This window comes from Pantoea sp. SJZ147, from assembly GCF_007828605.1.
Classification (GTDB): Bacteria; Pseudomonadota; Gammaproteobacteria; order Enterobacterales; family Enterobacteriaceae; genus Pantoea; species Pantoea allii.
Genome location: NZ_VIVB01000006.1, coordinates 47,781 through 71,899 on the forward strand (window position 1 = coordinate 47,781; position 24,119 = coordinate 71,899).

Annotated in this window: 23 protein-coding genes; 1 reads left to right on the plus strand and 22 read right to left on the minus strand. The window is 57.8% G+C overall.

Going from position 1 to position 24,119, the window contains the following annotated elements; all coding sequences use genetic code 11:
- Positions 1 to 134 precede the first annotated feature (134 nt).
- From phnP to FBY13_RS10395, 12 genes are all read right to left on the minus strand, one after another.
- A complete protein-coding gene (phnP, locus tag FBY13_RS10340; RefSeq protein ID WP_063880083.1) occupies positions 135 to 905 on the minus strand; it encodes a phosphonate metabolism protein PhnP in 771 nt (256 codons plus the stop codon).
- A complete protein-coding gene (gene phnN / locus FBY13_RS10345) occupies positions 902 to 1,438 on the minus strand; it encodes a ribose 1,5-bisphosphokinase (RefSeq protein ID WP_145394096.1) in 537 nt (178 codons plus the stop codon). Before phnN ends, phnP begins: the two co-directional genes overlap by 4 nt.
- Positions 1,438 to 2,574: an alpha-D-ribose 1-methylphosphonate 5-triphosphate diphosphatase gene (gene phnM / locus FBY13_RS10350; protein ID WP_109717298.1), complete on the minus strand. Its 1,137-nt coding sequence runs from the start codon at positions 2,572 to 2,574 to the stop codon at positions 1,438 to 1,440. Before phnM ends, phnN begins: the two co-directional genes overlap by 1 nt.
- Positions 2,571 to 3,290, minus strand: a complete 720-nt coding sequence (gene phnL / locus FBY13_RS10355) for a phosphonate C-P lyase system protein PhnL (protein ID WP_063880086.1) — start codon at positions 3,288 to 3,290, stop codon at positions 2,571 to 2,573. The genes phnM and phnL overlap by 4 nt, the downstream gene beginning before the upstream one ends.
- Positions 3,291 to 4,052 (minus strand): phosphonate C-P lyase system protein PhnK, encoded by a 762-nt coding sequence (gene phnK, locus FBY13_RS10360; protein ID WP_063880087.1) that lies wholly within the window; start codon positions 4,050 to 4,052, stop codon positions 3,291 to 3,293.
- Positions 4,042 to 4,890, minus strand: a complete 849-nt coding sequence (locus FBY13_RS10365) for an alpha-D-ribose 1-methylphosphonate 5-phosphate C-P-lyase PhnJ (RefSeq protein ID WP_013026274.1) — start codon at positions 4,888 to 4,890, stop codon at positions 4,042 to 4,044. The genes phnK and FBY13_RS10365 overlap by 11 nt, the downstream gene beginning before the upstream one ends.
- Positions 4,883 to 5,959: a carbon-phosphorus lyase complex subunit PhnI gene (locus FBY13_RS10370; RefSeq protein WP_145394097.1), complete on the minus strand. Its 1,077-nt coding sequence runs from the start codon at positions 5,957 to 5,959 to the stop codon at positions 4,883 to 4,885. The genes FBY13_RS10365 and FBY13_RS10370 overlap by 8 nt, the downstream gene beginning before the upstream one ends.
- A complete protein-coding gene (gene phnH / locus FBY13_RS10375; protein ID WP_096010757.1) occupies positions 5,950 to 6,534 on the minus strand; it encodes a phosphonate C-P lyase system protein PhnH in 585 nt (194 codons plus the stop codon). The genes FBY13_RS10370 and phnH overlap by 10 nt, the downstream gene beginning before the upstream one ends.
- Complete coding sequence (gene phnG, locus FBY13_RS10380) at positions 6,531 to 6,980, minus strand: phosphonate C-P lyase system protein PhnG (RefSeq protein ID WP_063880090.1); 450 nt, start codon at positions 6,978 to 6,980, stop codon at positions 6,531 to 6,533. Before phnG ends, phnH begins: the two co-directional genes overlap by 4 nt.
- Positions 6,980 to 7,693, minus strand: coding sequence for a phosphonate metabolism transcriptional regulator PhnF (gene phnF / locus FBY13_RS10385; RefSeq protein WP_063880091.1), 714 nt, complete (start codon positions 7,691 to 7,693; stop codon positions 6,980 to 6,982). The genes phnG and phnF overlap by 1 nt, the downstream gene beginning before the upstream one ends.
- A 164-nt stretch (positions 7,694 to 7,857) precedes the next feature.
- Entirely contained in the window at positions 7,858 to 8,547 is a 690-nt protein-coding gene (locus FBY13_RS10390; RefSeq protein WP_063880092.1) for a cysteine hydrolase family protein, read from the minus strand.
- Positions 8,540 to 9,844: a cytosine permease gene (locus FBY13_RS10395; protein ID WP_145394098.1), complete on the minus strand. Its 1,305-nt coding sequence runs from the start codon at positions 9,842 to 9,844 to the stop codon at positions 8,540 to 8,542. The genes FBY13_RS10390 and FBY13_RS10395 overlap by 8 nt, the downstream gene beginning before the upstream one ends.
- Before the next feature lie 494 nt (positions 9,845 to 10,338).
- Here FBY13_RS10395 and FBY13_RS10400 point away from each other — a divergent pair, with 494 nt between their 5' ends.
- On the plus strand, positions 10,339 to 12,264 hold the full coding sequence (locus FBY13_RS10400; protein ID WP_145394099.1) for a phosphatase PAP2 family protein: 1,926 nt from the start codon (positions 10,339 to 10,341) through the stop codon (positions 12,262 to 12,264).
- Positions 12,265 to 12,331: 67 nt separating this feature from the next.
- Here FBY13_RS10400 and FBY13_RS10405 read toward each other — a convergent pair whose 3' ends face one another.
- The 10 genes from FBY13_RS10405 to FBY13_RS10450 form a co-directional block, all read right to left on the minus strand.
- Positions 12,332 to 12,844, minus strand: a complete 513-nt coding sequence (locus FBY13_RS10405; RefSeq protein ID WP_096010760.1) for an Lrp/AsnC family transcriptional regulator — start codon at positions 12,842 to 12,844, stop codon at positions 12,332 to 12,334.
- 251 nt (positions 12,845 to 13,095) lie between these two features.
- Positions 13,096 to 14,412: a 4-aminobutyrate--2-oxoglutarate transaminase gene (gabT, locus tag FBY13_RS10410; protein ID WP_063880095.1), complete on the minus strand. Its 1,317-nt coding sequence runs from the start codon at positions 14,410 to 14,412 to the stop codon at positions 13,096 to 13,098.
- 113 nt (positions 14,413 to 14,525) lie between these two features.
- Positions 14,526 to 15,659 (minus strand): M20 aminoacylase family protein, encoded by a 1,134-nt coding sequence (locus FBY13_RS10415; RefSeq protein ID WP_096010761.1) that lies wholly within the window; start codon positions 15,657 to 15,659, stop codon positions 14,526 to 14,528.
- 1 nt (position 15,660) lies between these two features.
- The gene (locus FBY13_RS10420) at positions 15,661 to 16,587 is read right to left on the minus strand and encodes a glyoxylate/hydroxypyruvate reductase A (RefSeq protein ID WP_145394100.1); all 927 of its coding nucleotides are present in this window, start codon (positions 16,585 to 16,587) and stop codon (positions 15,661 to 15,663) included.
- The gene (locus FBY13_RS10425; RefSeq protein WP_145394101.1) at positions 16,587 to 17,429 is read right to left on the minus strand and encodes a GNAT family N-acetyltransferase; all 843 of its coding nucleotides are present in this window, start codon (positions 17,427 to 17,429) and stop codon (positions 16,587 to 16,589) included. The genes FBY13_RS10420 and FBY13_RS10425 overlap by 1 nt, the downstream gene beginning before the upstream one ends.
- Before the next feature lie 10 nt (positions 17,430 to 17,439).
- Positions 17,440 to 18,771 (minus strand): FAD-binding oxidoreductase, encoded by a 1,332-nt coding sequence (locus FBY13_RS10430; RefSeq protein ID WP_145394102.1) that lies wholly within the window; start codon positions 18,769 to 18,771, stop codon positions 17,440 to 17,442.
- A 108-nt stretch (positions 18,772 to 18,879) separates the two neighbouring features.
- A complete protein-coding gene (locus tag FBY13_RS10435) occupies positions 18,880 to 20,544 on the minus strand; it encodes an ABC transporter ATP-binding protein (protein ID WP_145394103.1) in 1,665 nt (554 codons plus the stop codon).
- Positions 20,541 to 21,389 carry an ABC transporter permease gene (locus tag FBY13_RS10440; protein ID WP_063880101.1) on the minus strand — a complete coding sequence of 283 codons (849 nt, stop codon included), beginning with the start codon at positions 21,387 to 21,389 and terminating at the stop codon, positions 20,541 to 20,543. The genes FBY13_RS10435 and FBY13_RS10440 overlap by 4 nt, the downstream gene beginning before the upstream one ends.
- Entirely contained in the window at positions 21,389 to 22,342 is a 954-nt protein-coding gene (locus tag FBY13_RS10445; RefSeq protein WP_063880102.1) for an ABC transporter permease, read from the minus strand. The genes FBY13_RS10440 and FBY13_RS10445 overlap by 1 nt, the downstream gene beginning before the upstream one ends.
- 26 nt (positions 22,343 to 22,368) lie before the next feature.
- Positions 22,369 to 23,976 carry an ABC transporter substrate-binding protein gene (locus FBY13_RS10450; RefSeq protein WP_096010766.1) on the minus strand — a complete coding sequence of 536 codons (1,608 nt, stop codon included), beginning with the start codon at positions 23,974 to 23,976 and terminating at the stop codon, positions 22,369 to 22,371.
- Between the last annotated feature and the right edge of the window lie 143 nt (positions 23,977 to 24,119).

A 24,119-nucleotide genomic window follows, 5' to 3' on the forward strand; every position in this document is an offset into this window, starting at 1 on the left:
TTGACGTTATATCGCTGGTCGGTGCTGGTTGGCGTGCGTCATTATCTTGCGTCTGTTGCTCACGCCGCAGGAATCTGACGAGAGACCGCTATATTAAGAACATGGGGGATGAAGGCTGTATTACGGTTAGATGATTAAACTGTGACAGGCAAATCGGCACCGAGAGACAACGACAAACCGTCGTAAGCCGCGCGCACCTGAGCAGGCAAGGCGTGCTCTGCCAGCCAGTTATCCATGTGATGACTCAAATGAATCAGCCAGGCCTGATGGGGTTTCAGTTCATCGATGATTTTCAGCGCTGCGGTGAGATCGTTATGATTGCGCCCACCCTGTCCGGGCGGATCGTTACAGTCCACCACCAGGTGATCCAGCGTCTGTCCGCGCAGAAAATCCGCTGTATCGGGCGGCAGACCGCAGGTATCGCACAGCCAGGCCAGACGCGATCCATACCAGTCAAACAGATAGCCGTGCGTCAGCCGGGAGTGCTGCAGCGGCAGTGCCGTCACCCGCAACGCACCGAACGACTCCGCCACAAAAGGGGTCAGGGATGGACGGAAATCCAGCAGTCCGGGATGTTTGAACAGATCGTCACAGCCCTTCTCATCCGGCGGCCCCCAGACGGGAATGGCGTTGCCTTCGCCCCAGCGCAGGGTGAATAATCCCTGCACGTGATCCATATGATAGTGAGTCAGCAAAATCCGGTTAATGTCACCCGGCTGGAAACGTTCGGCCAGCAGGGGCAAGCCCGCGTCCAGTAAAATACGCGCCTGACCGGCTTCAATCAGGGCGCTACAGGGCGCACGTTTATAACGTGGCTGCTGGCGGGCGCGTAAACAGGCGTGACAGTCACAACCGAACACCGGTGCCCCCGTCACGCCGCCAGTACCGAGAAAGGTCAGTTTCATGGCGACAGCGCCAGCAGCTGGCGTAACTGTTGTACGGTATCCGCCAGCGCGCCATCGTTATTCAGCCGTAAACAGCCCTCTGGTTGATGCTGCGCAGCGCGAGCCAGCCGTTGGGCGATCGCCTCTTCATTTTCGCGTCCGCGCTGCCGTAAGCGCGCGGCCAGCACCGACGGCGAAACCTCAATGCACAAGGGTAACAGCTGCGTGCCGTAACGCGCGCGCACCTGTTCCAGATGCTGCCGGGACCCGTTTACCAGCACGTTTTGCCCGCATTCAAGCCAGCTATCAATTTCACGCCCGATGCCGTAGCGAAAACCGTGGGCCTGCCAGCTAACGGCAAATAAACCCAGCGCCTCGCGCCGAATAAACTCCGCTTCCGTCAGGGCAACATGGTTTTCTCCCCCCACATCGTGGGGGCGCGTAATGTAGCGGTGCGCAATCAGCAGGCCATCAGGCGGTGCCTCGCGCAGCAGGTCCAGCAGGCTGTCTTTCCCTGAGCCGGAGGGACCTGTTAGCCAGATAAACCGGGCCATCAGTACACCTGCCGACCTTTACTCCACACATGGCGAATATGGGGATGACCATGTTGGGTATGCGCCAGCACCAGATCGGCGCGGCAGCCTTCAGTAATTACGCCACGATCTTCCAGCCCCAGCGCCCGGGCCGGATTACAGGTCACCAGCGCAATAGTTTGCGGCAGAGACAGCGTGTTACGCTCATCTGCCGCCAGGCGGAACGCCGCATCCAGCAGGCTGCCGGGATAATAGTCCGATGACAGGATATCCAGCATCCCGTGGGACGCCAGCTCCCAGGCGGCAACGTTGCCGGAGTGTGAGCCGCCCCGCACGATATTCGGCGCGCCCATCAACACCTGCATATTGCGGTAGCGGGACGCCTTCGCCGCCTCCAGCGTAGTGGGAAACTCGGCTATCGCGCTGCCCACGCCGTGCGACTCTTCCACGTGCGCTTCGGTGGCGTCATCGTGACTGGCAATGGCGATGCCATGCTCACGGCACAGCGCGGCAATCGCCAGACGGTTAGGCTGTGACCAGGCTTTGGCCAGCGCCAGCTGATCGCGCTCAAACTCATCCATCTGCTCATCATTAAGCTGATATTTTCCCTGATAGTACTCGCGATACTTTTCCAGCGATGCGTACTGGCGCTGTCCCGGTGAATGGTCCATCAACGACACCAGCGACAGCTCCGGTGACGAGATCAGCGCCTCAAACAGCGGCAGCGTTGTGTGGTGCGGCAGCTCGCAGCGCAGATGTAATAAATGCTCGGCGCGGTTTAGCCCCTTGCGATTACTGTCGCGAATAGCCCCAATCATTTTGCTGAGGTTGTCCAGACGGTGACCGCCATCGCGCACATCGCCCACGCCGATAGCATCCAGCACCGTGGTGATGCCGCTGGCCACCATCAGCGCGTCATGGCTGCTCATGGCCGAGTGTGCCGGCCAGTCGACTTTAGGACGCGGGGTGAAAAACTTATCCAGGTTGTCCGTGTGCAGCTCCACCAGGCCGGGCAACAGATACGCGCCTTCGCCATCCAGCGCGCTGGCAAGCTGGCTGGTCGTTTCGCTAAAGTTGGTAATACGGTCTTCACGAAACTCCAGCGATCCCGCTACGACTTCATTTTCCAGCACCAGCTTTACATTATTGATGATCATGCTTCTGCCCCTGTCGTGAAGGGCTGCATCACGTGCAGGCGGTCCGCCACACGTTCCCGCACCGCTTCATCATGAAAAATCCCCACAATCGCCGCACCGCGCTCACGCGCCTGTTCGATCAGGCTTACCACCGCCGCGCTGTTAACGCTGTCGAGCGACGCCGTCGGTTCATCCAACAGCAGCACCGGATAATCGGCAATAAAACCACGGGCGATATTGACGCGTTGCTGCTCACCACCGGAGAAGGTCGAGGGCGCAAGGGCCCAGAGACGTTCCGGTACGTTAAGCCGGGTCAGCAGGTCTTTGGCGCGCGCTTCACAGAAGCCGCGTTCAGCGCCGCGCTCCAGCAAGGGCTGCATGACGATTTCCAGCGTTGGTACGCGGGGAATAACGCGCAGAAACTGACTGACCCAGCCGATGGTATCGCGGCGAATCGCGATAATCTGACGGGCTGGCGCCTGCGCCATATCCACCCATTCGCCCTGATGCTGTACCCAAATACTGCCGCTGTTGGCCTGATAGTTGCCATACAGGGCACGCAGCAGCGTGGATTTACCGCTGCCAGAATGCCCATGCAGTACCACGCATTCCCCCTCACTGACATCGAGGCTGGCATCCTGCAATACCGGCAGTGCCGCACCGTTCTGATTGTGCAGGACAAAGGTTTTGCACAAATTTTCCACGCGCAGTTGCGTCTTCATTGTCGCTGTCGCCATTTAGTTAAGCACCGATGAAACCAGCAGTTGTGTATAAGGATGATGCGGATCATCCAGTACGCGGTCGGTTAACCCACTTTCCACCACCCGGCCCTGCTTCATGACCAGCAGCCGATGAGCCAGCAGGCGCGCCACGCCCAGATCGTGCGTCACGATGATCACCGCCAGATTCAGTTCACGTACCAGGGTACGCAGCAGGTCCAGCAGCCGCGCCTGCACCGAGACGTCCAGCCCGCCTGTCGGTTCATCCATAAACACCAGTTTCGGCTGGGTCACTAAATTGCGGGCGATTTGCAGACGCTGCTGCATGCCCCCGGAGAAGGTGGTGGGAAGATCATCGATACGGTTAGCCGCGATTTCTACCGCCTGTAGCCAGTGGCTGGCTTCTGCGCGGATATCACCATAGTGACGGTGGCCGACAGCCATCAGACGCTCACCGATATTGCCGCCCGCCGTGACCTGAGGACGTAATCCTTCCAGCGGATGCTGGTGTACCACGCCCCATTCGGTACGCAGTAACCGGCGACGGTCGCTTTCACTCATCTGATAGAGATCGCGCTGCAGGTAATGAATCTCGCCCGCCTGCGGCACCAGCCGGGCAGACAGGCTGCGCAGCAAGGTGGTTTTGCCGGAACCCGACTCCCCCACAATCCCCAGCACCTCGCCCGGATAGAGATCAAAGCTGACCTCCTCGAAGCCTTTTCCCGGTGCATAAAGGTGGGTGAGGTTATTGACCGCGAGCAGCGGTTGTTCACTGTGCATGTTGTTGTTCCTGCTGCTGGTGGCAAAAATCGGTATCTGAGCACACAAACATTCGCGTTCCCTGATCGTCCATCACCACCTCATCCAGGTAGCTGTGACGCGATCCGCACAGCGCACAGGGTTCGTCCCACTGCTGCACGGTGAAGGGATGATCGTCGAAGTCGAGGCTTTCGACTTTGGTATAGGGCGGCAAGGCATAGATGCGCTTCTCGCGTCCGGCACCAAACAGCTGCAGCGCCGGCATCATGTGCATTTTCGGGTTATCAAATTTGGGAATCGGCGACGGGTCCATCACATAGCGATCGTTGACCTTCACCGGATAGGCATAGGTGGTGGCGATATGACCGAAGCGGGCGATATCTTCATACAGTTTGACCTGCATGATGCCGTACTCTTCCAGCGCATGCATGGTGCGGGTTTCCGTTTCGCGCGGCTCAATAAAACGCAGCGGCTCAGGAATCGGCACCTGGAAAATCAGAATCTGATCTTCCTCCAGCGGCGTTTCGGGAATACGGTGGCGCGTCTGGATCAGGGTAGCATCGACCGTGCGTTCGGTGGTGGCGGCCCCACTGACCCGTTGGAAGAAACGGCGAATAGAAACGGCGTTGGTGGTATCGTCTGCGCCCTGGTCGATGACTTTCAGCACATCTTTATCACCAATCACGCTGGCGGTGATTTGAATCCCGCCCGTGCCCCAGCCGTAAGGCATGGGCATTTCACGTCCGGCAAACGGCACCTGATAGCCCGGAATCGCGACGGCTTTTAAGATGGCACGGCGAATCGTGCGTTTGGTTTGTTCGTCGAGGTAACCGTTGTTATAGCCGCTGAGCTCAGCCATTTTGCTGCTCCTGATAGTCCTGGCGCAGACGTTTCAGCAGTTCCAGTTCGGCCTGGAAATCGACGTAGTGCGGCAGTTTTAAGTGGGAAACAAATCCCGCGGCTTCGACGTTATCCGCATGGGACAGCACAAACTCCTCATCCTGAGCCGGACTGGTGATACGTTCATTGTGCTCGCGGGTCTGTAACGCGCGATCCACCAGCGCCATGGACATGGCTTTTCGCTCTGCCCGACCAAATACCAGGCCATAGCCGCGCGTGAAGTGCGGCGCGCTTTCACCGTCGTGGGTAAATCCGTTGACCATTTCACACTCGGTCAGCAGCATTTCGCCAATTTCCAGTTCAAATCCCAGCTCTTCCGGGCAAACGCTGACGCTGACATAGCCGGTGCGGATTTCACCGGCAAAGGGATGGGTTCGCCCATAGCCACGCTGGGTGGAGTAGCCCAGAGAGAGCAAAAAGCCTTCATCACCGCGTACCAACTGTTGCAGCCGCGCGGCGCGCGAAGCGGGAAACCCCATTGGCTCGCGGGTGATATCCGTCGGTTCGCTGTCGTCGTCGCTTTCACTCTGTGCTAAGCCTTCGTCGCTCATCATGCTGAACATATGCGGACAGTGCTCAGGCAGTGCCTGCTCGCTTCGCGGCGGAAGCGGCGTTTCCCCGTTAGCCATCAGGGTAAAATCCAGCAGGCGGTGGCTGTAGTCGTAGGTCGGGCCTAAAACCTGACCGCCGGGTAAGTCCTTATACACAGCCGAGATACGCCGCTCAATCCGCATGCTGCTGGTGGCTAACGGCGTGCTTTGTGCCAGACGCGGTAAGGTCGTGCGATAAGCACGCAGCAGGAAAATCGCCTCTACCAGGTCACCGCTGGCCTGTTTAATCGCCAACGCCGCCAGCAAGGGATCGTAAATCCCGCCTTCCGTCATCACGCGATCCACCGCCAGCCCAAGCTGCTGTGCAATCTGATCGCAGGAGAGCTCCGCTACGGCGCGATCGCCCCGGCGCAAGTCGGCCTGCAGATGGTGGGCATTCGCAATGGCTTTTTCGCCCCCTTTCACCGCTACGTACATGAGCACACCTCAACATTTGTTGTGCGTGGCACCGCCATCATCGCTTCGCCACAGGTGAAAATCAGGTCAACGCCCTGAGGAAACGGATGGGGCCGGGCGCGCAGGTATTCGAGCACGCTTTCTGGCAGCTGTGGCGCAATGGCGCGGGCTTCACGCAGCCCAGGTCCCGACAACCGCAGCGCCAGGCCACCGTTTAGCGAGGGCACTTCAATAATCAGCGTGGTGCTTTTTTCCGGTGCCAGGTTGTCACCTGCGGCGAAGTCGCCTGGATTGGGTTGGGCATCGGCGTGGCTTAATGCAAAGGCCGCATCGTTGCTGTCGGTAACAGGAGCGCCGGTATGAAAACGCAGGTTGTCGCGCAGCTGTTGATTATCCACCTGCGGGTCCAGCCATAGCGGGCTTTCCTGATCGACCAACGTCAGCAGCACGGCGGTGGCGGCAGGCGAAAGTGCGCCCCAGCCCTGTTGCAGCGGTAGGGAAACCATCACGCCCGGCTCGCTCATGGCTTTCAGAATGCGGCGAAAGGCGTGCTGCGCATCCGCAACCGGATGATTAAAACTTGCCAGTAAAGTCATTCATTGTCTCCGCGTACCAGCGTAAAGAAGTCCACTTTGCTGCTGGCAATTTCACGTGCGCGCAGCTGACGCTGCTCTTCACGTGAGGCCGCCAGCGGGGTAATAATTTTTTCCTGCAGCAGTTCACCGGTTTCTGTCTGCTGCAACAGGGCATCCATCAGGGCACAACGTTCGGCATGGGCTTTATCCCGCCCGAGCAGGTAGCTGTAACCCAGGGTGCCATCGTTAAGCCGCACGACTGCACGCGTCACGGTGGCATCGCCGACCACAAAACGCTTGCCGGTAGCGCCCATGCGGGCCTGCAGGCGCGTCAGGCCAATTTCAGCCGGACGGATCAGGGTAAATTCAGGCTTGAGGTTGAGCGGCTGCCAGTGCGCGTCAAGCTCGGCTGCGCTGCTGTGAGCCAACACCGAAAGCCAGTGCTGGCGGGCCGTTTGCTGTTTCATTAGTGCTCCAGAGTCAGTTCGATCATGTCGCCACGGGTCAGGCTGACGGAGTATTCCGCCATCGCGCCATCGGTGGTTTTATTCAGGGTACGCACGCACAACAACGGGGAATGCAGCGCGATTTCCAACTGTTTACACTCTTTTGCCTGCGCCCGGCGGGTACTGATACGCGTCTGGCTGCGCACCAGCTGCTTGCCGGTATGGTGCTGCAGAAAGTCATGGAGTGAACCGCTGTTGAAGCGTTGCAGCTGCGGCCACCAGCTGAGATCGGCAAGAAAGTGATTGATCAGACAGACCGGCAGACCATTTACACGGCGCAGAGTACGCAGGTGGATCACGTCATTGCCTTCGCTCACCCCAAGTGCCGCGGCCACATCGGCACTGGCCGGGCGCAGCACCGCCAGCAGACGTTCACTGGTGGGATCGCTGCCCTGCTCCATCAGGTTTTGGCTGAAGCGGGCCTGGGCATGCAGCGGATAGTCGTAGGGGCGCATCAACACCAAAATTCCAACACCGTGGCGGCGTTGCAGCAGGCCTTTATTGACCAGCTCGTCGACCGCCCGACGCAGCGTATGGCGGTTTACCGCATAGTGATCGGCCAGTTGCTGCTCGGAGGGTAAATAGTCACCACTGCGGTAGCGTTCCTGAACAGCCTGCTCCAGTTGCGCTGCGACAGCCTGATACACAGTGGTCGGATGTCTGGATAACTCCATCACAATTAAATCCTCACATCAGTAGAGGGATTTCGCAGCGAAGGTGCTGCGGGATGGAAACAGACTGACGGGATCAGATGACAGCGAGGTGACGAGACGGTGACGTAAACATGAATTCGCGCCAGCCTGTCGCGTACAGGGCAACAGGCTGGCAGGCGGGTCCTTCAGGGCTGGCCCAGGCTATCCAGCAGTGCCGCCGAGGTGGCGACCGCGCCAAAGATACCGCCCTGCATATGAATCATGCTCAGGGCGGCTTCATGATGATGTCGCTCAGTGGCGGCACAGCAGTCGGATAAGACCAGGCACTCATACCCGCGATCGTTGGCCTCACGCAAGGTGGTATGCACACACACATCCGTTGTAATACCGGTAATAATCAAGTTGCGGATGCCGCGACTGCGTAACACCAGCTCAAGGTCTGTTGCATAGAAAGAGCCTTTACCGGGCTTATCGATGATCACTTCGCCCGGCAGCGGTGCCAGTTCCGGGATAATCTCCCAGCCCGGCTCACCGCGCACCAGGATACGACCGCACGGTCCTGGGCTGCCAATTTCTGCATTCATCCTGCCCGACCGCCAGCGTTTATTGGCAGGCAGATCGCTGAGATCCGGGCGATGCCCTTCCCGGGTGTGAATGACGGGAAAATGCAGCGCACGCATGCGGGCCAGCAACACCTTAAGCGGTTCGACAGGCGCGCGCGTAAGGCCAATATCGTAGCCCATGGTGTCAACGTAGCCGCCCGCGCCACAAAAATCGATCTGCATATCGATGACGAGTAGCGCCGTATCAGCGGCACTAAAATGGCCATCAAACGGCCAGGCATAGGGGGTGGAATTCACACTGTACTCAGGCATTTTTCTTCTCCATTCGCGGCGTCGGGGAACGTAATTTGATAATCAGGGTATAGCTCAGTGCCGCCGTCACCAGGCCGATGACCGCTTCGCCAAACTGGGGAAAGGCCAGATGCGCGATGACCGCGCACAGGCTTCCCAGCGCCCAGGCCGCAAAAGCGGCACCATGAAACCGTTGCGCCGGGCGCTGTTCACTCAGCTTCGCCATAAAAATCAGATCAACAATCATGACCGCACCAAACGGCGGCACCACCACGCCCAGCAGGCTCAGCCATGCCAGGAAATAGGTCCAAACGCCCGCCAGCGCCAGCAGGCCGCCGATGGCACCGAGAATCAGCGTCCAGCGGCGCATCTTGCTGTTAAAAAGATGGCTGAAGCCTACCGCACCGTTATAAAGACAGTGCGTACACACCGAGCCAAGATTGATGAACACAAACAGGAAAGCCACCACGGTTAAAATCTCACCATGCCCCATCAACATAGGCAGGAAATTGCCGCCGTTGGTCAGCGGGTCCACCGCCGCGCCGACCGAGACAATAATCACGCCAAACAGATAGGCGATCAGGTTTGCGACCGGGAACGCGGAAAAGGCGGCGATGACCGCAGCACGGCCACTCTTCGACCAGCGGGTGAAATCGGCAGTCATGGTGCCGGAATCGGCAAACCCCGCCACCACCATGGTGACCGCCGTGCCCATGCTCATGGCTCCCGCCACCGTGGGGCTGCCCTTCCAGTGAAACATGCTGGAAAAATCATGTGTCTGCCCGACGAAATACAGCGCGACAAACCCTAAAATCACAAACATTGGCGCAGCAATCATGCCCAGCACGGACAGGGCACGCACGCCCAGAAAGGTCACGGCCGTAAACAGCACCATGGCAAATGCCGTCACCGACAGGGCATTCCAGCCAAAGGTCTGATGAATCACCGTCCCGGTCAATCCCGTCTGGAAGGCGTACCAGCCGATAACCACGGTCGACAGAAAGCCGGACACGAGGATATAGCCTTTGCTGCCGAAGGTCCTTTTCGCCTGCAGGGCAAAATTCATCCCGGTATTGCCCGCAAACCAGCTTAGTGCGCCGACATAGACAAACAGCACCAGATTACCCATCACAATCGCCAGCAACGCAGGCCAAAAGCCAAGGTGCCAGGTAATGATGCCGCCAAACAGCGCATTGGTGAGGATCATGGGGAAACCAAACCAGACCGCAGAAACCGAGCGGGTCGGATGGCGATGCGACAGCGGCACGGGTTCGTGCTCAAACTCCTGCTCTAACGTTGGGGAAGCCTGTTTTTTCATGGCAAAAATTCCTGGTTAAGGTGAATCCACGGACAGGCGCGCTGGGGCACTGACTTTCATCCTGTACTCGCCATCTTTATGGCGGCACAGGTGCCGTCGCGCTGGCGACTGTCATTGCATTGCGTGGTGATGTACTGCCGCCTTACCGGGCTGTTAACCCTTTTCCACGCATGTTGTCTTACCGGCATTGTTAACCCGATAAGAAGTGCATGAAGCATGCCAGGAATCGTCCCTCCCGCGTTGGCACGCGCGGATGTCCGTCTGGATACGGGCTGGGATACAAGATCGAATACTTATGATAAGACGCGGCACCTTACCCGTTGCGGTGCGGCGGTTTCTGGCACGCTGATGGGGCGGTGATGCACGATAAATGGGAAACTTTTGAATCTCATCTGGAAAGCGAAAAGCACATCAGAATGTCACTGCGTTGTCATGCGCCCTTCACGCCCGGCGCCCACAATAGTCGCCCATTATTCTTGTCGAAGGCTTTTATCATGTCTGCTGTTATCCGTTTTGGCACTTTTCTGGCGCTTTTTTCAGGCATGATTGCGGCGCCTGTTGTGAGCAGCGCACGGACTTCGGCCGCGCTGCATGCACCGCCCGCCGACCCCGGATTTACCGATAGCGCGCCTGCGGCAAAGGTGCCGGCTTTTGTTGACAGCATCGCCACCAACCAACGCGGGGATGCGCGCTTTGCCACGCTGGAGACAAATGCCGGCGTGCGCGTGGTGTCCGGCTTTCTGGCCCTGTGGCGTCCGCGTACGCTCAAGGTGGATGCGGGGATTTCGGCACCGGCTCGTGATGGTTTTGCGGCGATTACGCCCTCTGATTGCACTGGCCTGCCCGGTAAGGCCCCCGTCTGCGGCATGATACTTAATCATCAGGTACTGGCGGCGAATGTTCAGTATGTGGTTACGGCGACCCACCAGCGAACGGCAGCCCAGGCCGAGGCGGCCTACTTTGACGATCGTCGAGCCAAAGGCTATAGCGTCACGGACGGCCTGGGTCCGCTGACCGCGGCATGGCGCAGTGCCGCTCAGCAGGTCACCACCATCACGCAGATTCCCGCGGATGCCACGACGGTGCTGTATAACGACAAGGGAAACAATACCGGCACGGGCAGCCATGACGGCAATCGCGACTTCGGTGAGGTGGTGGATTTTCTCAATGAAATGGGTAACAACGCCTCTACGGAACCGGCAAAACGTTTCTATAAATACGCCCGTCCCTACCGCTGGCGTTCAGAGGTGGCGGTGGTGCCTGCCCTTGTGCCCGCAGAAAGCCCTACGCCCGCTACCGATGGCGGATTTATCAGCGGACACACAGCGGAGGCGGTCAGAGATGCCCTGACCATGGCGTGGCTGGTGCCGGAGCGCTACCAGGAGATGGTCAGCCGCGGGATGGAGTTGGGCGAAAGCCGGATCGTCGCCGGGATGCATTCGCCGTTGGATGTTATGGGCGGACGCATGTTCGCGCTGGCCGTTACCACCGCGAATCTGACGGCATATCATGAAGATGCACAACGCGCGTATAAACAGGCGCATCAGGCATTATGGCAACGCACCGGTACACAACCCAGCACCTTCCTGCAATACGCTCACGCCGCGCCGCTCAGTGCCGACCGCTTCGCCGATCCTACCCTTAACCGTGCCAGTGCCCTTCGGCGCATGACGTTTGGCTTTGCTCCCATCGCGTCCCGCCATCGTCCACCGGTGGTGCCCAAAGGTGCCGAGATTCTGCTGGAAACCCGTTTTCCCTATCTGAGTGCCATGCAGCGCCGCGTGGTTTTAAAAACCACTGAACTGTCATCGGGCTATCCGATCCTGGATGATGCCGAAGGTTGGGGACGTCTGAATATCGTGGCGGCTGCCGACGGATATGGTCAGTTTACCGGGAATGTGCAGGTGATGATGGATGCTGAGAAAGGCGGTTTTAATCAGGCCGACAGCTGGCGGAATGCGATTGGCGGCCAGGGGAAACTGACCTTACAGGGTTCAGGTACGCTGCGGCTACTGGGTGCGAATCGCTACAGCGGCGGCACTGAAATTGAAGGTGGCGTGCTGGAGGCCGGTTCAGCCAGCGCCCTGGGCGTGGGTGAAGTTTATGTGGGCAACGCCGGCAGCGTGCGTATTGCCGCAGCCAGCCCGGTGCGCGTTAAACAATATTCGGCGCAGCCTCAGGCAACTCTTGAACTGGATATCGATGGTCAGGGCGGAGGTCGTCTCAACGTGAAGGGGCCATTGGTCGCAGGCGGTACGCTGTTAGTGAAGTTTGTGAAGGGTTATCACCCCAAAGCAGGCACGCTGATTCCGTTGATTGAAGCGGGCTCAAATACAGCCCACTTTGGTCGCATTATTGTCGAGGGCTATCAGGCTCAGCCTGTCAGCTCCGCTACGCGAATCAGTATTAAACTGCTCTGATCCTGAGTACGGGTGGCAAGGCGCGCAGAGGATGGGCTTGCCAGGCTTCTGCGCGCCGGGCCGAAAATTACACGCCGAACTCCATCGGGTTATGTTTACTGATCAATGAGCGTAACGGCACACTGCTTTTCATCACGGGTGATTTAATCACGATATAGCTGAAGTACTTATCGATGCCAATTTGCGCATCCAGCATCTTCTCAATCACATCCTGATAATGCTCAATGCTGCGGGTAATAAAGCGCAACAGGTAATCGTAACCCCCGGTAATTAAATGACATTCCATGAGTTCGTCAACGTCACGCATGGCGGCTTCAAACTTCATAAAGTCTTCGCGCCGGTGTCCGTTCAGCGTCACTTCGGTAAACACGGTGACCGAGTCGGTAATTTTGGTGAGATTGACGTGTGCTTCATAGCCGGTAATAAAACCGGCCTGCTCAAGCCGTTTAACCCGTTGCAGGCAAGGACTCGGGGAAAGTCCTACTGCATCGGCGAGATTAACGTTGCTGATACGGCCATCTTTTTGTAGTTGCACCAGAATATTGATATCGATGCGATCGAGTTTCATTAAGCCGTTCATAGCACCCCTCATTGTTTACAGCTGTACTGGATGTTCGCTACTACCCAGAGCTACTCTGTGTACACAAGCGTAAAGCGCACTTTTATAGATACTTAAAATACGCCACTTTAAAATAACAAGTACGCTATTTTTTTGTAACACAAAAAAACCCCGGTCTGTCACGCTTTGCAAAAATTGCGCCAGCGTTGAACCCGGTGGCGGCCCCGCTGGCCGCGATACCGGGCTGTTGCCTGTTCAATGAGGGAGAGCGGCTATCCTAAGCGTCCGGTCGCACGCGCCAGGGCAATATCAAAAATATGCAGTGCCTCTTCAAGTTGCGAATCGGTGGTCACTAACGGTGCAAGGAAGCGAATCGTATTACGGTGTAAACCGCATTTAATCAGCAGCAGCCCTTCCTGACAGGCGCTGTCGAGGATCTTTTGCGTCAGCGCGCTGTCGGGTTTGTGGGTGTCCACATCCAGAATTTCTACTGCCTGCATAAAGCCCACGCCGCGCACGTCACCGATGCAGGCATATTTATCTGCAAGTTGACGCAAACGTTGATTCAACTGCTCACCCAATTGACAGGAACGCGCCAGCAGGTTTTCTTGCTCAAACACGTCAAGCACCGCCAGTGCCGCTGCACAGGCCAGCGCATTACCGCCATAGGTGCCGCCCAGTCCGCCCGGTGCCGGGCCGTCCATCACTTCGGCTTTGCCCACCACACCGGAAATCGGCAGGCCCCCCGCCAGACTTTTCGCCATCGTCACCATATCAGGCTTAATGCCGAGTTGCTGGAAGGCAAACATGCTGCCCGTACGACCAAAGCCGGTCTGAATTTCATCACAGATCAGCATAATACCGTGTTGAGTCGTGATGCGACGCAACGCCTGCATAAATGCCGGCCCGGCGGGCAGGAAGCCGCCATCGCCCTGCACTGGCTCAATGATAATCGCAGCCACGCGCTCCGGCAGAATCTGCACCGCAAACAGTTGGTCCAGCGCTTTCAGGCAGTCCGCTTCCGTGACGCCGTGCAACGGGTTCGGGAACGGCAGACGATAAACATCGCCAGGGAAAGGGCCAAAATTTTGTTTGTAAGGTGCTGACATCCCCGTCAGGGTGACGCCAAGTAAAGTACGTCCGTGGAAGGCGCCGTCAAAGGCGATGATGCCCGGTCGTTGCGTATAAGAACGGGCAATTTTAACCGCATTCTCCACCGCTTCTGCACCGCTGGTGAAAAACACGCTCTTATAGTGTTCGTCCCCGCCCACCAGCTTATTCAGACGCTGCGCCAGTTCGATATATCCCGGATAGGCCACCACCTGAAAACAGGCGTGCGATACCAGGCCCAGCTGGCGGGTTACAGCGTTAACCACAGCCGGATGGTTGTGGCCCACGTTAAGCACGCCAATGCCGCCGACAAAATCCAGATAGCGATTGCCTTCTACATCCCACACTTCACTGCCTTTGGCTCGCTCAATCACCAGCGGATGAGCGGTAACAATGCCGCGCGGCACATTATGATCTCGGACATCCAGCAACTGGCTGTTGTCCGCATAGGTTTGCTGCTCTGCCAGGACATTCTGCATTTTTATACCTCATCCACGTCGTGTTCGATTGGCTTAAGTATCGCAATCTGTGGGGCAATAACGCTGCCGTAATTCCGTCAGCAGCGGCATTTCGTGTCAAAATCCCACGGGTTTCAGCGAGTAAATGTTGTTCCCAGCCCGTGGCAGGCCAGGGTAATCAACGCCTGGATGCCATGCGGTATCAGCGCGTCGTTAAAGTCATAGGCGGCATGATGAAGCGGCTTGCTGGGGGCCGATCCTATCCATACATAGGCACCGGGCTTTGCCTGTAGCATAAAGGCAAAATCTTCCGAGGTGAGTGCAGGCTGGCGCGCCAGTTGGGTTGTCATGCCCGCCGCCTGCAAGGCCGCCAGGGCCTGAGTCGCCTCAGATTCATTGTTGATGGTGGCCGGGTAATAACGCAAATAGTTCACCTCGGCCTGTAACCCGTGCGCCGCCGTAATGTGTTCCGCCATCTGCCGCAGCCGGGATTCAATAATATCCTGCGCTGCCGGGTTAAAAGTGCGCACCGTACCGGTGATGTTGGCTTCCGCAGGGATCATATTGTGGGAAAAACCGCCCTGCATTCGCGTCACCGTCAGCAAAGCCGGTTCGCAGGGATCGAGCGCCCGGGAAACCAGCGTGTTTAACTGCACCACCAGTTCACTGACGGCTAACAACGTATCGTGCGTCAGATGCGGCTGTGCGGCGTGACCGCCCGCGCCTTTGACAGTGATATCAAACCGGTCTGCCGCGGCCATAATGGCGCCGGGCCGGGTCTGAATTTCACCCAGGGGTAATTCAGGCCAGTTATGCAGGGCAAACACCGCATCACAGGGGAAGCGCTGAAACAGACCGTCGTCAATCATGGCCTTCGCGCCTGCCAGGCCCTCTTCTGCCGGCTGAAAGATAAAGCAGACAGTGCCGCTGAACTCAACCTCACGCGCCAGCTTTTCCGCCGCGCCCAGCAGCATGGTGGTGTGACCGTCGTGACCACAGGCATGACTGTGGTTCGCTACCAGACTGGTCCAGGGCACCTCGCCTTTGTCCTGCATGGGAAGCGCATCCATGTCGGCCCGCAGCCCAATCATGCGTGAGCCGTTGCCTTTCTTCAGCACGCCCACTACGCCCGTTTTGCCAATTTCCCGATGCACCTCAATGCCTAACTCCTGTAGAAAACGCGCGACAATATCGCTGGTTCGCTGTTCATGGAAACCCAGTTCAGGATTACGGTGTAGATCGCGGCGCAACGCCACTAAATGGTCCATATCAATATCCTCGTGAACGATCAACGACGCCGTGCAGCGGTTCACCACGCTGAAAGCGACGCAGATTAGCCAGCAGTGCGCTGATCGCGCTGTCGTTTTGCGTCTGGCTGGCGATGTGCGGCGTGAGCCAGATTGCGGGATGCGTCCAGAATGCATGATCGGAAGGCAGAGGTTCAGGATCGGTTACATCAATCACCGCCGCCCGTAACTGACCGCTGTCGAGCGCATCCAGCAGATCCTGATGATTAAGCTGGGGACCGCGCCCGGCCTGGACCAGTGCAGCACCAGTTGGCAGTTGGCTGAACAGCCCGGCATTCAGTCGCCCCTGAGTACTGGGCGTCAGCGGTAGCAGGCACACCAGAATATCGCTGCGGGCGAGAAAGTCGGGCAGCTGATCGTCACCATGCCAGCACGGCACATCCGGAATAAGATGCGGCGTACGGCTCCAGCCGCCACAGTCAAACCCCATCGTCTGAAGCTGGGCCAGTGCCGCGCGGCCCAGTTCGCCCAGTCCCATGATCCCGACGCGGCGCTGACCGGCGGGAATAGCCAGATGCGCCTGCCATTGCTGATGCCGTTGCTGCTGAAAATAGCGTGGCATATCACGATGTAATCCCAACACCGCAAAGGTGATGTACTCCACCATGCCCTGCGTCAGGCCGGGTTCAATCGTTCTGACCAGCGGGATATGTGACGGCAGCCTGGACAGGTCAAACTGTTCCGCTCCGGCCCCTACGGAAAACAGGATTTTCAGATTGGGAAAACGGTCTGCAAGGTTATCGGGCGGCAGCCAGGCGACCAGCGCATCAACCTGATCGGCATCGCCGGTCTCCGGCCAGAGGTGTAAATGAATATCAGGCGCGTGCTCAGCCAGCCAACGCTGCCAGTGCAGGCCGCGCTGTGGCTCCGATTTATAAACGATGTGCATCAGGCCATTGCCTGCGTCATCAGCCCAAATGCCTGCATGCCTTGTGGCACCCAGACGTCACCGCGCACCATCGTGATCGGCGCGTCAACGTTTGTCAGGCCCAGGCTCTCCAGCCAGGCGGCCAGCGGCAGCGCGGCATCCGTATCCATGCGCAGATATTCGCCCTTCAGGCTCTGCATCAGCGCGGCGGTTAGCGCCTGGGCAACCGGAAAATCCTGTGCAATAACGGGTCCAATGACCCAGCCACGACCAAAGCGCCGCAGGCTGGCATAACCCTGAGGGGTTTGCTGGTCATCCTGCAAGATAATGGTCTGATTGTCGGTAATCAGATGTTCCACCAGCGCCGGGCGGAAAAGCCCGTGGGCGGCCTGCTCCATCTGCACCAGCGCATCCCGATCGTCAGGGGTGGCGCTGCGCAGCGTCAATCCAGCCGGAATCTCCACTCTGGGTAACGCGTTCAGGGCAGGCGTTTGGTACTGTAGGATCTTACCGCAGGTAACAAAGCCGAGTTTTTCATACAAGCCCTTACCCATCTCCGTCGCGTGCAGACGCACGTTATAACCGGGCACTTTCTCTAATAAGGCCAGCATCAACTGCTTGCCCAGCCCGCGCCCCTGGTGCTGATTCGCGACAATCACCAGACCGATGGTCGCGGCCTTGTCGCCCCAGCGCCAGAGAATCGCACTGCCTATTACTTCGCCCTGCTCTTCAATGACCACGCCTTCGCCGAGCTGCATGCCGATGGCCCAGTCTTCATGGCGGTGCGGCCAGTTCAGCGCCTGGCTCATCGCGTAAACCTGGGGAATGTCTTCGGTCGTCATGGTACGAATATCAACTGTCATTTTGCTTTCCTTACATCATGCCGGGTGCATCAAGTCCGCTGCCGTCGATAAAACGGCTGTAGCGATAAGGCGTGGGATCGACCACCGGCGTGGAGTCTGTCGCCAGTTGAGCCGCCAGGCGGCCCGCACCGGGACCAATCCCAAAACCGTGGGCACTGAATCCTGCCGACAACACCAGGCCTGGCAGTTTTGCCACCGTTGAAATGACCGGAATCGCGTCCGGCGTACTGTCAATCATCCCGCCCCAGGCCTGTGCGACTTTCAGGTTTGCCAGCGCAGGAAATTCACGCCGCATTGCCGCAAGTCCGCTTTCCACGACCCAGGCATCGGCAGCGGGGTCCAGAATACGCATCCGCTCGAAGGGTGAAATCGCATCCAGATCCCAGCGGCCCATCGCCTCAGGGCCATTAAAGAACGGCTTCACCCCCAGATTCAGGGTAAGATTTTTACGCCGACTTTTAAACGTGGGATAAAACTGTCGCAGGTAACGAATCCCCTGCGCACCGGGTTCAAGCCGCCCGCGGCCCGATACGGAAACGGTATAGCTGCCATCCATCTGCGGCCGACAGGCAAAGCTTTCGGTATAAAAAGGGACGGCGATAGCCTGCTCAATCGGGTGGGTACGGAAGGCGGTGCCAATGACGTTCCCCAGCGGCAAATCAATACCGTGCCGACGGCAAAACATCGAGGTCCAGGCGCCCGCCGCACAGATCACCCGGGTGGTTTTGATCAGGCCGCGTTCCGTTATGACTCCGCTGACGCGCCCGGCTGAAATATCCAGCCCGCGCACTGCGCACTGCTGGAAAACCAGCGCGCCTTTTTTTTGCGCGCCAATCACAATGCCCGGTGCAGCCAGTTTAGGTTCAGCCGCACCATCCGCCGGGGCGGAAACGCCGCCCAGCCAGTTTGTGGTACTGCCTGGCGTCATGGCTTTCGCCTGCTGAGCATTCAGGATATCGCTGCGCACGCCGTACTGTTTGGCCATCTGGCCCCACTTATCCCAGGCCGCAATATCTGCTTCATTGCGGGTAGCATAGACCAGACCGCTGCGACGAAAGCCCAGCTCTTCCCCGGTTTCAATGCTAAGTTCTTCCCAGCCGCGTAAGGCTTCAATCACCAGCGGCAGTTCGCGCTCGTCACGATTCTGCTGACGGCACCAGCCCCAGTTGCGGCTCGACTGCTCGGCGCCGACCAGCCCCTTCTCGATCAGCACCACCTTCAATCCTTTTTTTGCCAGTTCCCAGGTGGCGGCGGCCCCCGCAATACCGGCACCAATCACCACCACATCGGCGGACGCCGGGAAATCACTGCTGTCCTGTACGTAACGAATCGGTGCGGGCATGGCGTAGCCACCTCTTAATCTGTTTGTTTGCCGGTGCCATGACGCTCATCGCGCCCGGCGCCTGGATACTGTCTGTCTGTCGAACGTGCTCGACGGCATAACAGCCTGTTACTCAGCTTTCAGAATCTCTTCATGCTCATCCAGCCAGCCCTGACGCAGCTCAGGAACCGCACGTTTCAGGCGTTCGAAATAGAGTTCACTGGTAGGCTGGTCATAATTGCTGCGCGCCAGCTGAGTGACGATGCTGCCATTTCGCATCACGACGATCTCATCACATACCGCGCGCACGGCGTGCATATCGTGGCTGATAAACATTACCGACAGGCCCAGCTCGCGGCGCAGTTCGCTGATCAGATCCAGCACGGCGGAAGCCACCACGGTATCCAGCGCCGACGTGACTTCATCACATAAAATCACATCCGGTTCAGCCGCCAGTGCACGGGCCAGGTTAACACGCTGTTTTTGCCCACCTGACAGTGACCAGGGGCGGCGGGACAGCACGGTGCGCGGCAGCTTAACCAGATCAAGCAGTTGATAGAGTCGCTGCTGGCGAGCGATGCCGCTCAGACCATGAAACAGCGTCAGCGGACGCGTTAAAATGCGTTCCACGCTATGGGCCGGATTGAGGGCTGTATCCGCCATCTGGAAAACGTACTGAATACGTCGCAGCTCATTGTCGCTGCGTTTTTGCATCTGGCCCGCAACAGAGTGGCCGTTAAACAGGACATGTCCCTGGCAGGCAGGATTGAGACCGGCAATGGCATGCGCCAGGGTGGTTTTACCCGAGCCGGATTCCCCGATAATGCCAATGGCCTGACCTTTCCACAGCGTGAGATTAATATTTTCCAGAATGCGGACTTTGGGCAATCCATCACTGCCCTTTGGACCGTAACCGGCTGACAGGTCACGCACTTCAAGCAACGGCAGTTCATTCGCCTTTGCCTGACACCAGTTGCTGGGCCGCTCTTTTTGCTGAGCGGCATCCATCAGCAGGCGCGTATAGTCCGCCTGGGGTGCACCAATCAAATGCGCCGTTGTGCCGTATTCGGCAATTTTGCCTTGCAGCAGAACCAGAATCCGGTCGGCCATTTGCGCCACCACGGCCAGGTCATGGCTGACATAAATCGCCGTTACGCCGCGTTGTTTCACCACCCGACGAAAGGCTTTTAGCACTTCAACCTGGGTCGTCACGTCTAACGCCGTGGTGGGTTCATCAAGAATGACCACCTCGGGATCGCTAATCAGGGCCATCGCCGTCATTAAACGCTGTAACTGCCCGCCTGAGACCTGATGGGGGAAGCGATCGCCAATCGTATCCGGGTTGGGTAAGGCCAGCTCACGGAACAGCGCCAGCGCTTTGACCTTCGCCGCCTTGCGCGTCATGGTGCCGTGAATCACAACCGGTTCGATAACCTGATCGATGATTTTCATTCCGGGGTTAAAAGAGGCGGCGGCACTCTGGGCAATATAGGACACTTTATTGCCGCGAAACATGCGCAACTGCGCGGGCGTGAGATCCATGATGTTGGTGCCCGCCACATGAATATTGCCCTCGGCGATCTTGCAACCGTGGCGCGCATAGCCCATCAGCGCCATCGCAATGGTGGTTTTACCCGAGCCGGATTCACCAATCAGCGCCAGCACTTCACCTTTTTGCACCGTGAAGCGGATATCGGAGACGATATCCAGTTCATCCCCATTGTCGGTATGCGCCGTCACGCGCAGGTTATCGACAGAAATCACAGGCATTGCCGTATGTTGTGTCACGTTCATGCCCCCTCCTTTGCCAGCGTCAACGGACGCATGCTTTGCAAGCTGTCAATAAACAGGTTGACCGCGATGGTCAGGCTGGCAATCGCTACCGCAGGCATCAACACCGCCGGTGAGCCGTCAAACAACCCCTGAATATTTTCACGCACTAATGTTCCCCAGTCGGCATAAGGTGGCTGAACGCCCAGCCCCAGGAAGCTCAATCCACTCAGCAGTAATACGATATACACAAAGCGCAGACCAAAATCCGCCAGGACCGGATGCACCATGTTGGGCAGAATATCGTGGATGGCGATGTACCAGCGGCTTTCTCCCCGCAGGCGAGAGGCGCGGACATAGTCCATGTTGCGTAAGTTGCTGGCGAGGGCAAAGGCGATACGAAACGCACCCGGCCAGTAGGTAAACACCGCCGTGATCAGCAGCATCGGCAGCGAGGACCCGAACACCGCCACAATCATCAGCGCCAGTATTTTGCCTGGCAACACCAGCATCGCGTCGTTGATACGGCCCAGCAGCTCTTCCAGCCAGCGTCCGGTTACCGCCGCTAACAGCGCCAGCATGGTGCCAATCAGGCTGGCCAGCATGGCAGCGCCCAGCGCCAGACCCAGGGAAAACTTCGCACCGTACATAATGCGGCTGAGCATATCCCGTCCGAGGTAATCGGTACCCAGCAGGTTTTCATGCGTCAATCCGCCCATTAATGGCCCGACCCCAATGTCGTCAAGATTGTGGGGGGCCCACCAGGTGCCGAAGATGGCGATGATCAACCAGAACAAGGTCACCACCAGGCCCAGGCGGCCCGATAAAGACAGTGACTGAAAAATACGCCACGGAAGCAATATTTTCATCAGCTCCTCCATTTCGGGTTAAAGGCGATAGTGACAATATCCGCCGCCAGCAGCAGCACAAGATAACAGCTGGCAAACAGCATTACGCAGAGCTGTACCACCGGCAGATCGCGATTACTGACCGCGTCGACCATCTGGCTGGCCAGACCCGGATAGCTGAAGATGGTTTCGATAATAATGACCCCACCAAACAGGTAAGAAAGACTGAGGGAAATCGCGTTAGCAATGGGGCCGACGGCATTCGGTAAGGCATGGCGTAACACCGCCCGCATGGGGGAAACCCCTTTGAGCAAGGCCATTTCAAGATAAGGGCTGTCGAGCTGGTTAATAATGGCCGCGCGGGTCATACGTGCCATTTGCGCGACCAGTCCGCAGCATAACGTCATCACCGGCAACGCATAGGCTTTGATGTAGCTGGCGAAGTCCATACTGGGACTGCCCAGCGACATCGCAGAAACCCAGTGCAGCTTCACGGCAAAAATCAGCACCGCAATCGTGGCCACCAGAAATTCCGGTACGGCCACCGTCGCCATCGTGCCAATCACCAGCGCACGATCGAGTTTGGAGCCACGATTCATGGCCGCCGCGATACCAATAATCAGTGCGAGCGGCACACAAATCGCTGTGGTAGTAGCAGCGAGTTCAAAGGTGGCGGGAAGACGCTGCGCCACCAGTTGTGCGACCGGCAGATGACTTGCAAATGAGGTGCCAAAATTTCCCGTCAGCATGCCGCCAAGCCAGGTGAAATAGCGCACCAGCAGCGGCTGATCTAAACCGAGCTGCTGGCGCAAGGCCGCTACCGTTTCTGGCGTGGCGTTTTGCCCCAGGATCATTTGCGCCGCATCGCCCGGCAGCAGGCTGGTGATAAAAAATACCACCGCCGAGACGATAAGCAAGGTCAGGATGCCGGCGCCAATGCGCCGGGCAATCAGGAACATCATGTATCGGTTCATCGGCGAACTCCTTCGTCAGACGATTATCAGGCTGAAAGCCAGGCAAACTCATGGAAGCGATAGCCCATTAGCATGCCCGATGGCCAGGCCTCAAGGCCGTTAACCTTCTTGCTGTAGCCATCCATTGAACTGATAAATGCCGGGATGAGCGTACCGCAGTGGTCATAGATCAGGGTTTGCATATCACCGTACATCTGCTTGCGTTTGGCTTTATCACGTTCACCGCGTGCCGCAATCACCAACTGGTCAAACTGGGGATTTTTCCAGCCGCTCTCGTTAGTAGATGAGCTTGACAGGTAGAACTGTGAGAACAGCATATCCAGCGTTGGGCGCGGGTTGATCGAGCCGTAGCCTACCGGATCTTTCGTCCAGTGTGTTCCCCAGTAGCCTTCATACGGCACGCGCCGCACGTTAACGTTAAGCCCTGCGTTGCGCCCGACCTGCTGGATGAGCTGCGCCCCTTCCGTCGCGCCTTCCAGCGGCGGCGTGGTAATAATCTCTATCGACTGTCCGGTCATGCCCGCTTTGTTGATGTAAAACTTGGCTTTTTCAGGATCGAGCGGACGCGGTTTAAGATCGGCGTTAAACAGCGGATGCCACGGCGGAACCGGCGTGTCATTACTGACATCGCCAAAGCCCTGCAGCACCGTTTTCACGATGATTTCTCTGGGCTGCAGGTATTTCATCGCCAGCACGAAATCTGGGTTGCTGCCGGGTTTGATATCGGTACGGATGATCAGGTTGGTATACATGCCGCCCTTGGTTTCAAGCACCGCGTGATCCGTCGTATGACCAATGCGCATACTGTCTGAGGCTTTCAGGCCCGAGGCCACCTGGATATCGCCAGACAGCAGGGCGTTGACGCGGGCAGCCTGATCGGTAACGCCAAGCAGCTCCACTTCGTCCAGATGCGGCAGGCCCGGTTTAAAGTAGTTCGGGTTTTTGGTGCCCACGGTATTCACGCCAGGCGTAAAGCTCTTGCATACGAAGGGGCCAGTGCCGATCCCTTTGCTGAAATCTTTGGTGCCATCCTGAACAATCAGGAAGGGAGACGTGGTCAGCATATAGGGAAGATCAAAGTTAGGTGCCACGAGAACAAGCTGCACTTCATTATCGTTGACGGCAGTGATGGTCTTGAACTGTTCAGCAAGCTTGAATGCGCTGGAGGCAACGGCAGGATCTTTATGACGATTAAGCGAGAAAATCACATCCTTCGCGGTAAAAGGTTTACCGTCGTGGAAGGTAACACCTTTGCGCAGTTTAATGCTCCAGGTGATGCCGTCGTCAGAATCAACCGACTCTGCCAGGCCGGGCTTAACGGACATCGCCTTGTCGACCTCGGTCAGACAGCTGTAAAACATAAACTGGCGCGTGTAGTCGGCGCTGTTACTGCCTTTTGCCGGGTCCAGCGTATCGGTTGCAGACGCGTTAGACATCCCGACACGCAGTTTCCCGCCCTGTACGGGTTTGCTTTCCGCCAGCGCCATGCCGGGGAAGCCAATCAGTCCCGTGCTCATCACCGCACCGGCGGAGAGTAGCTTCATTAAACTGCGACGAGACAATGTGCCTTCAGTGATCATCCGCGTCAGAGCAGGATTGGTTACGTCAGATTCTTTATTATCAATTTTACTCATCTGTACACCTCATTACGTGTTCGAGCGAACATGGAAAATTCCCTGCGTTATTCAGACGGCGCATGCTGCATTGCCCATCCGCGGCGGGCTGTTGGTCGCTTTCGGCAAACACAACAACCCCGCAACGGCCTGAAAAACAATGT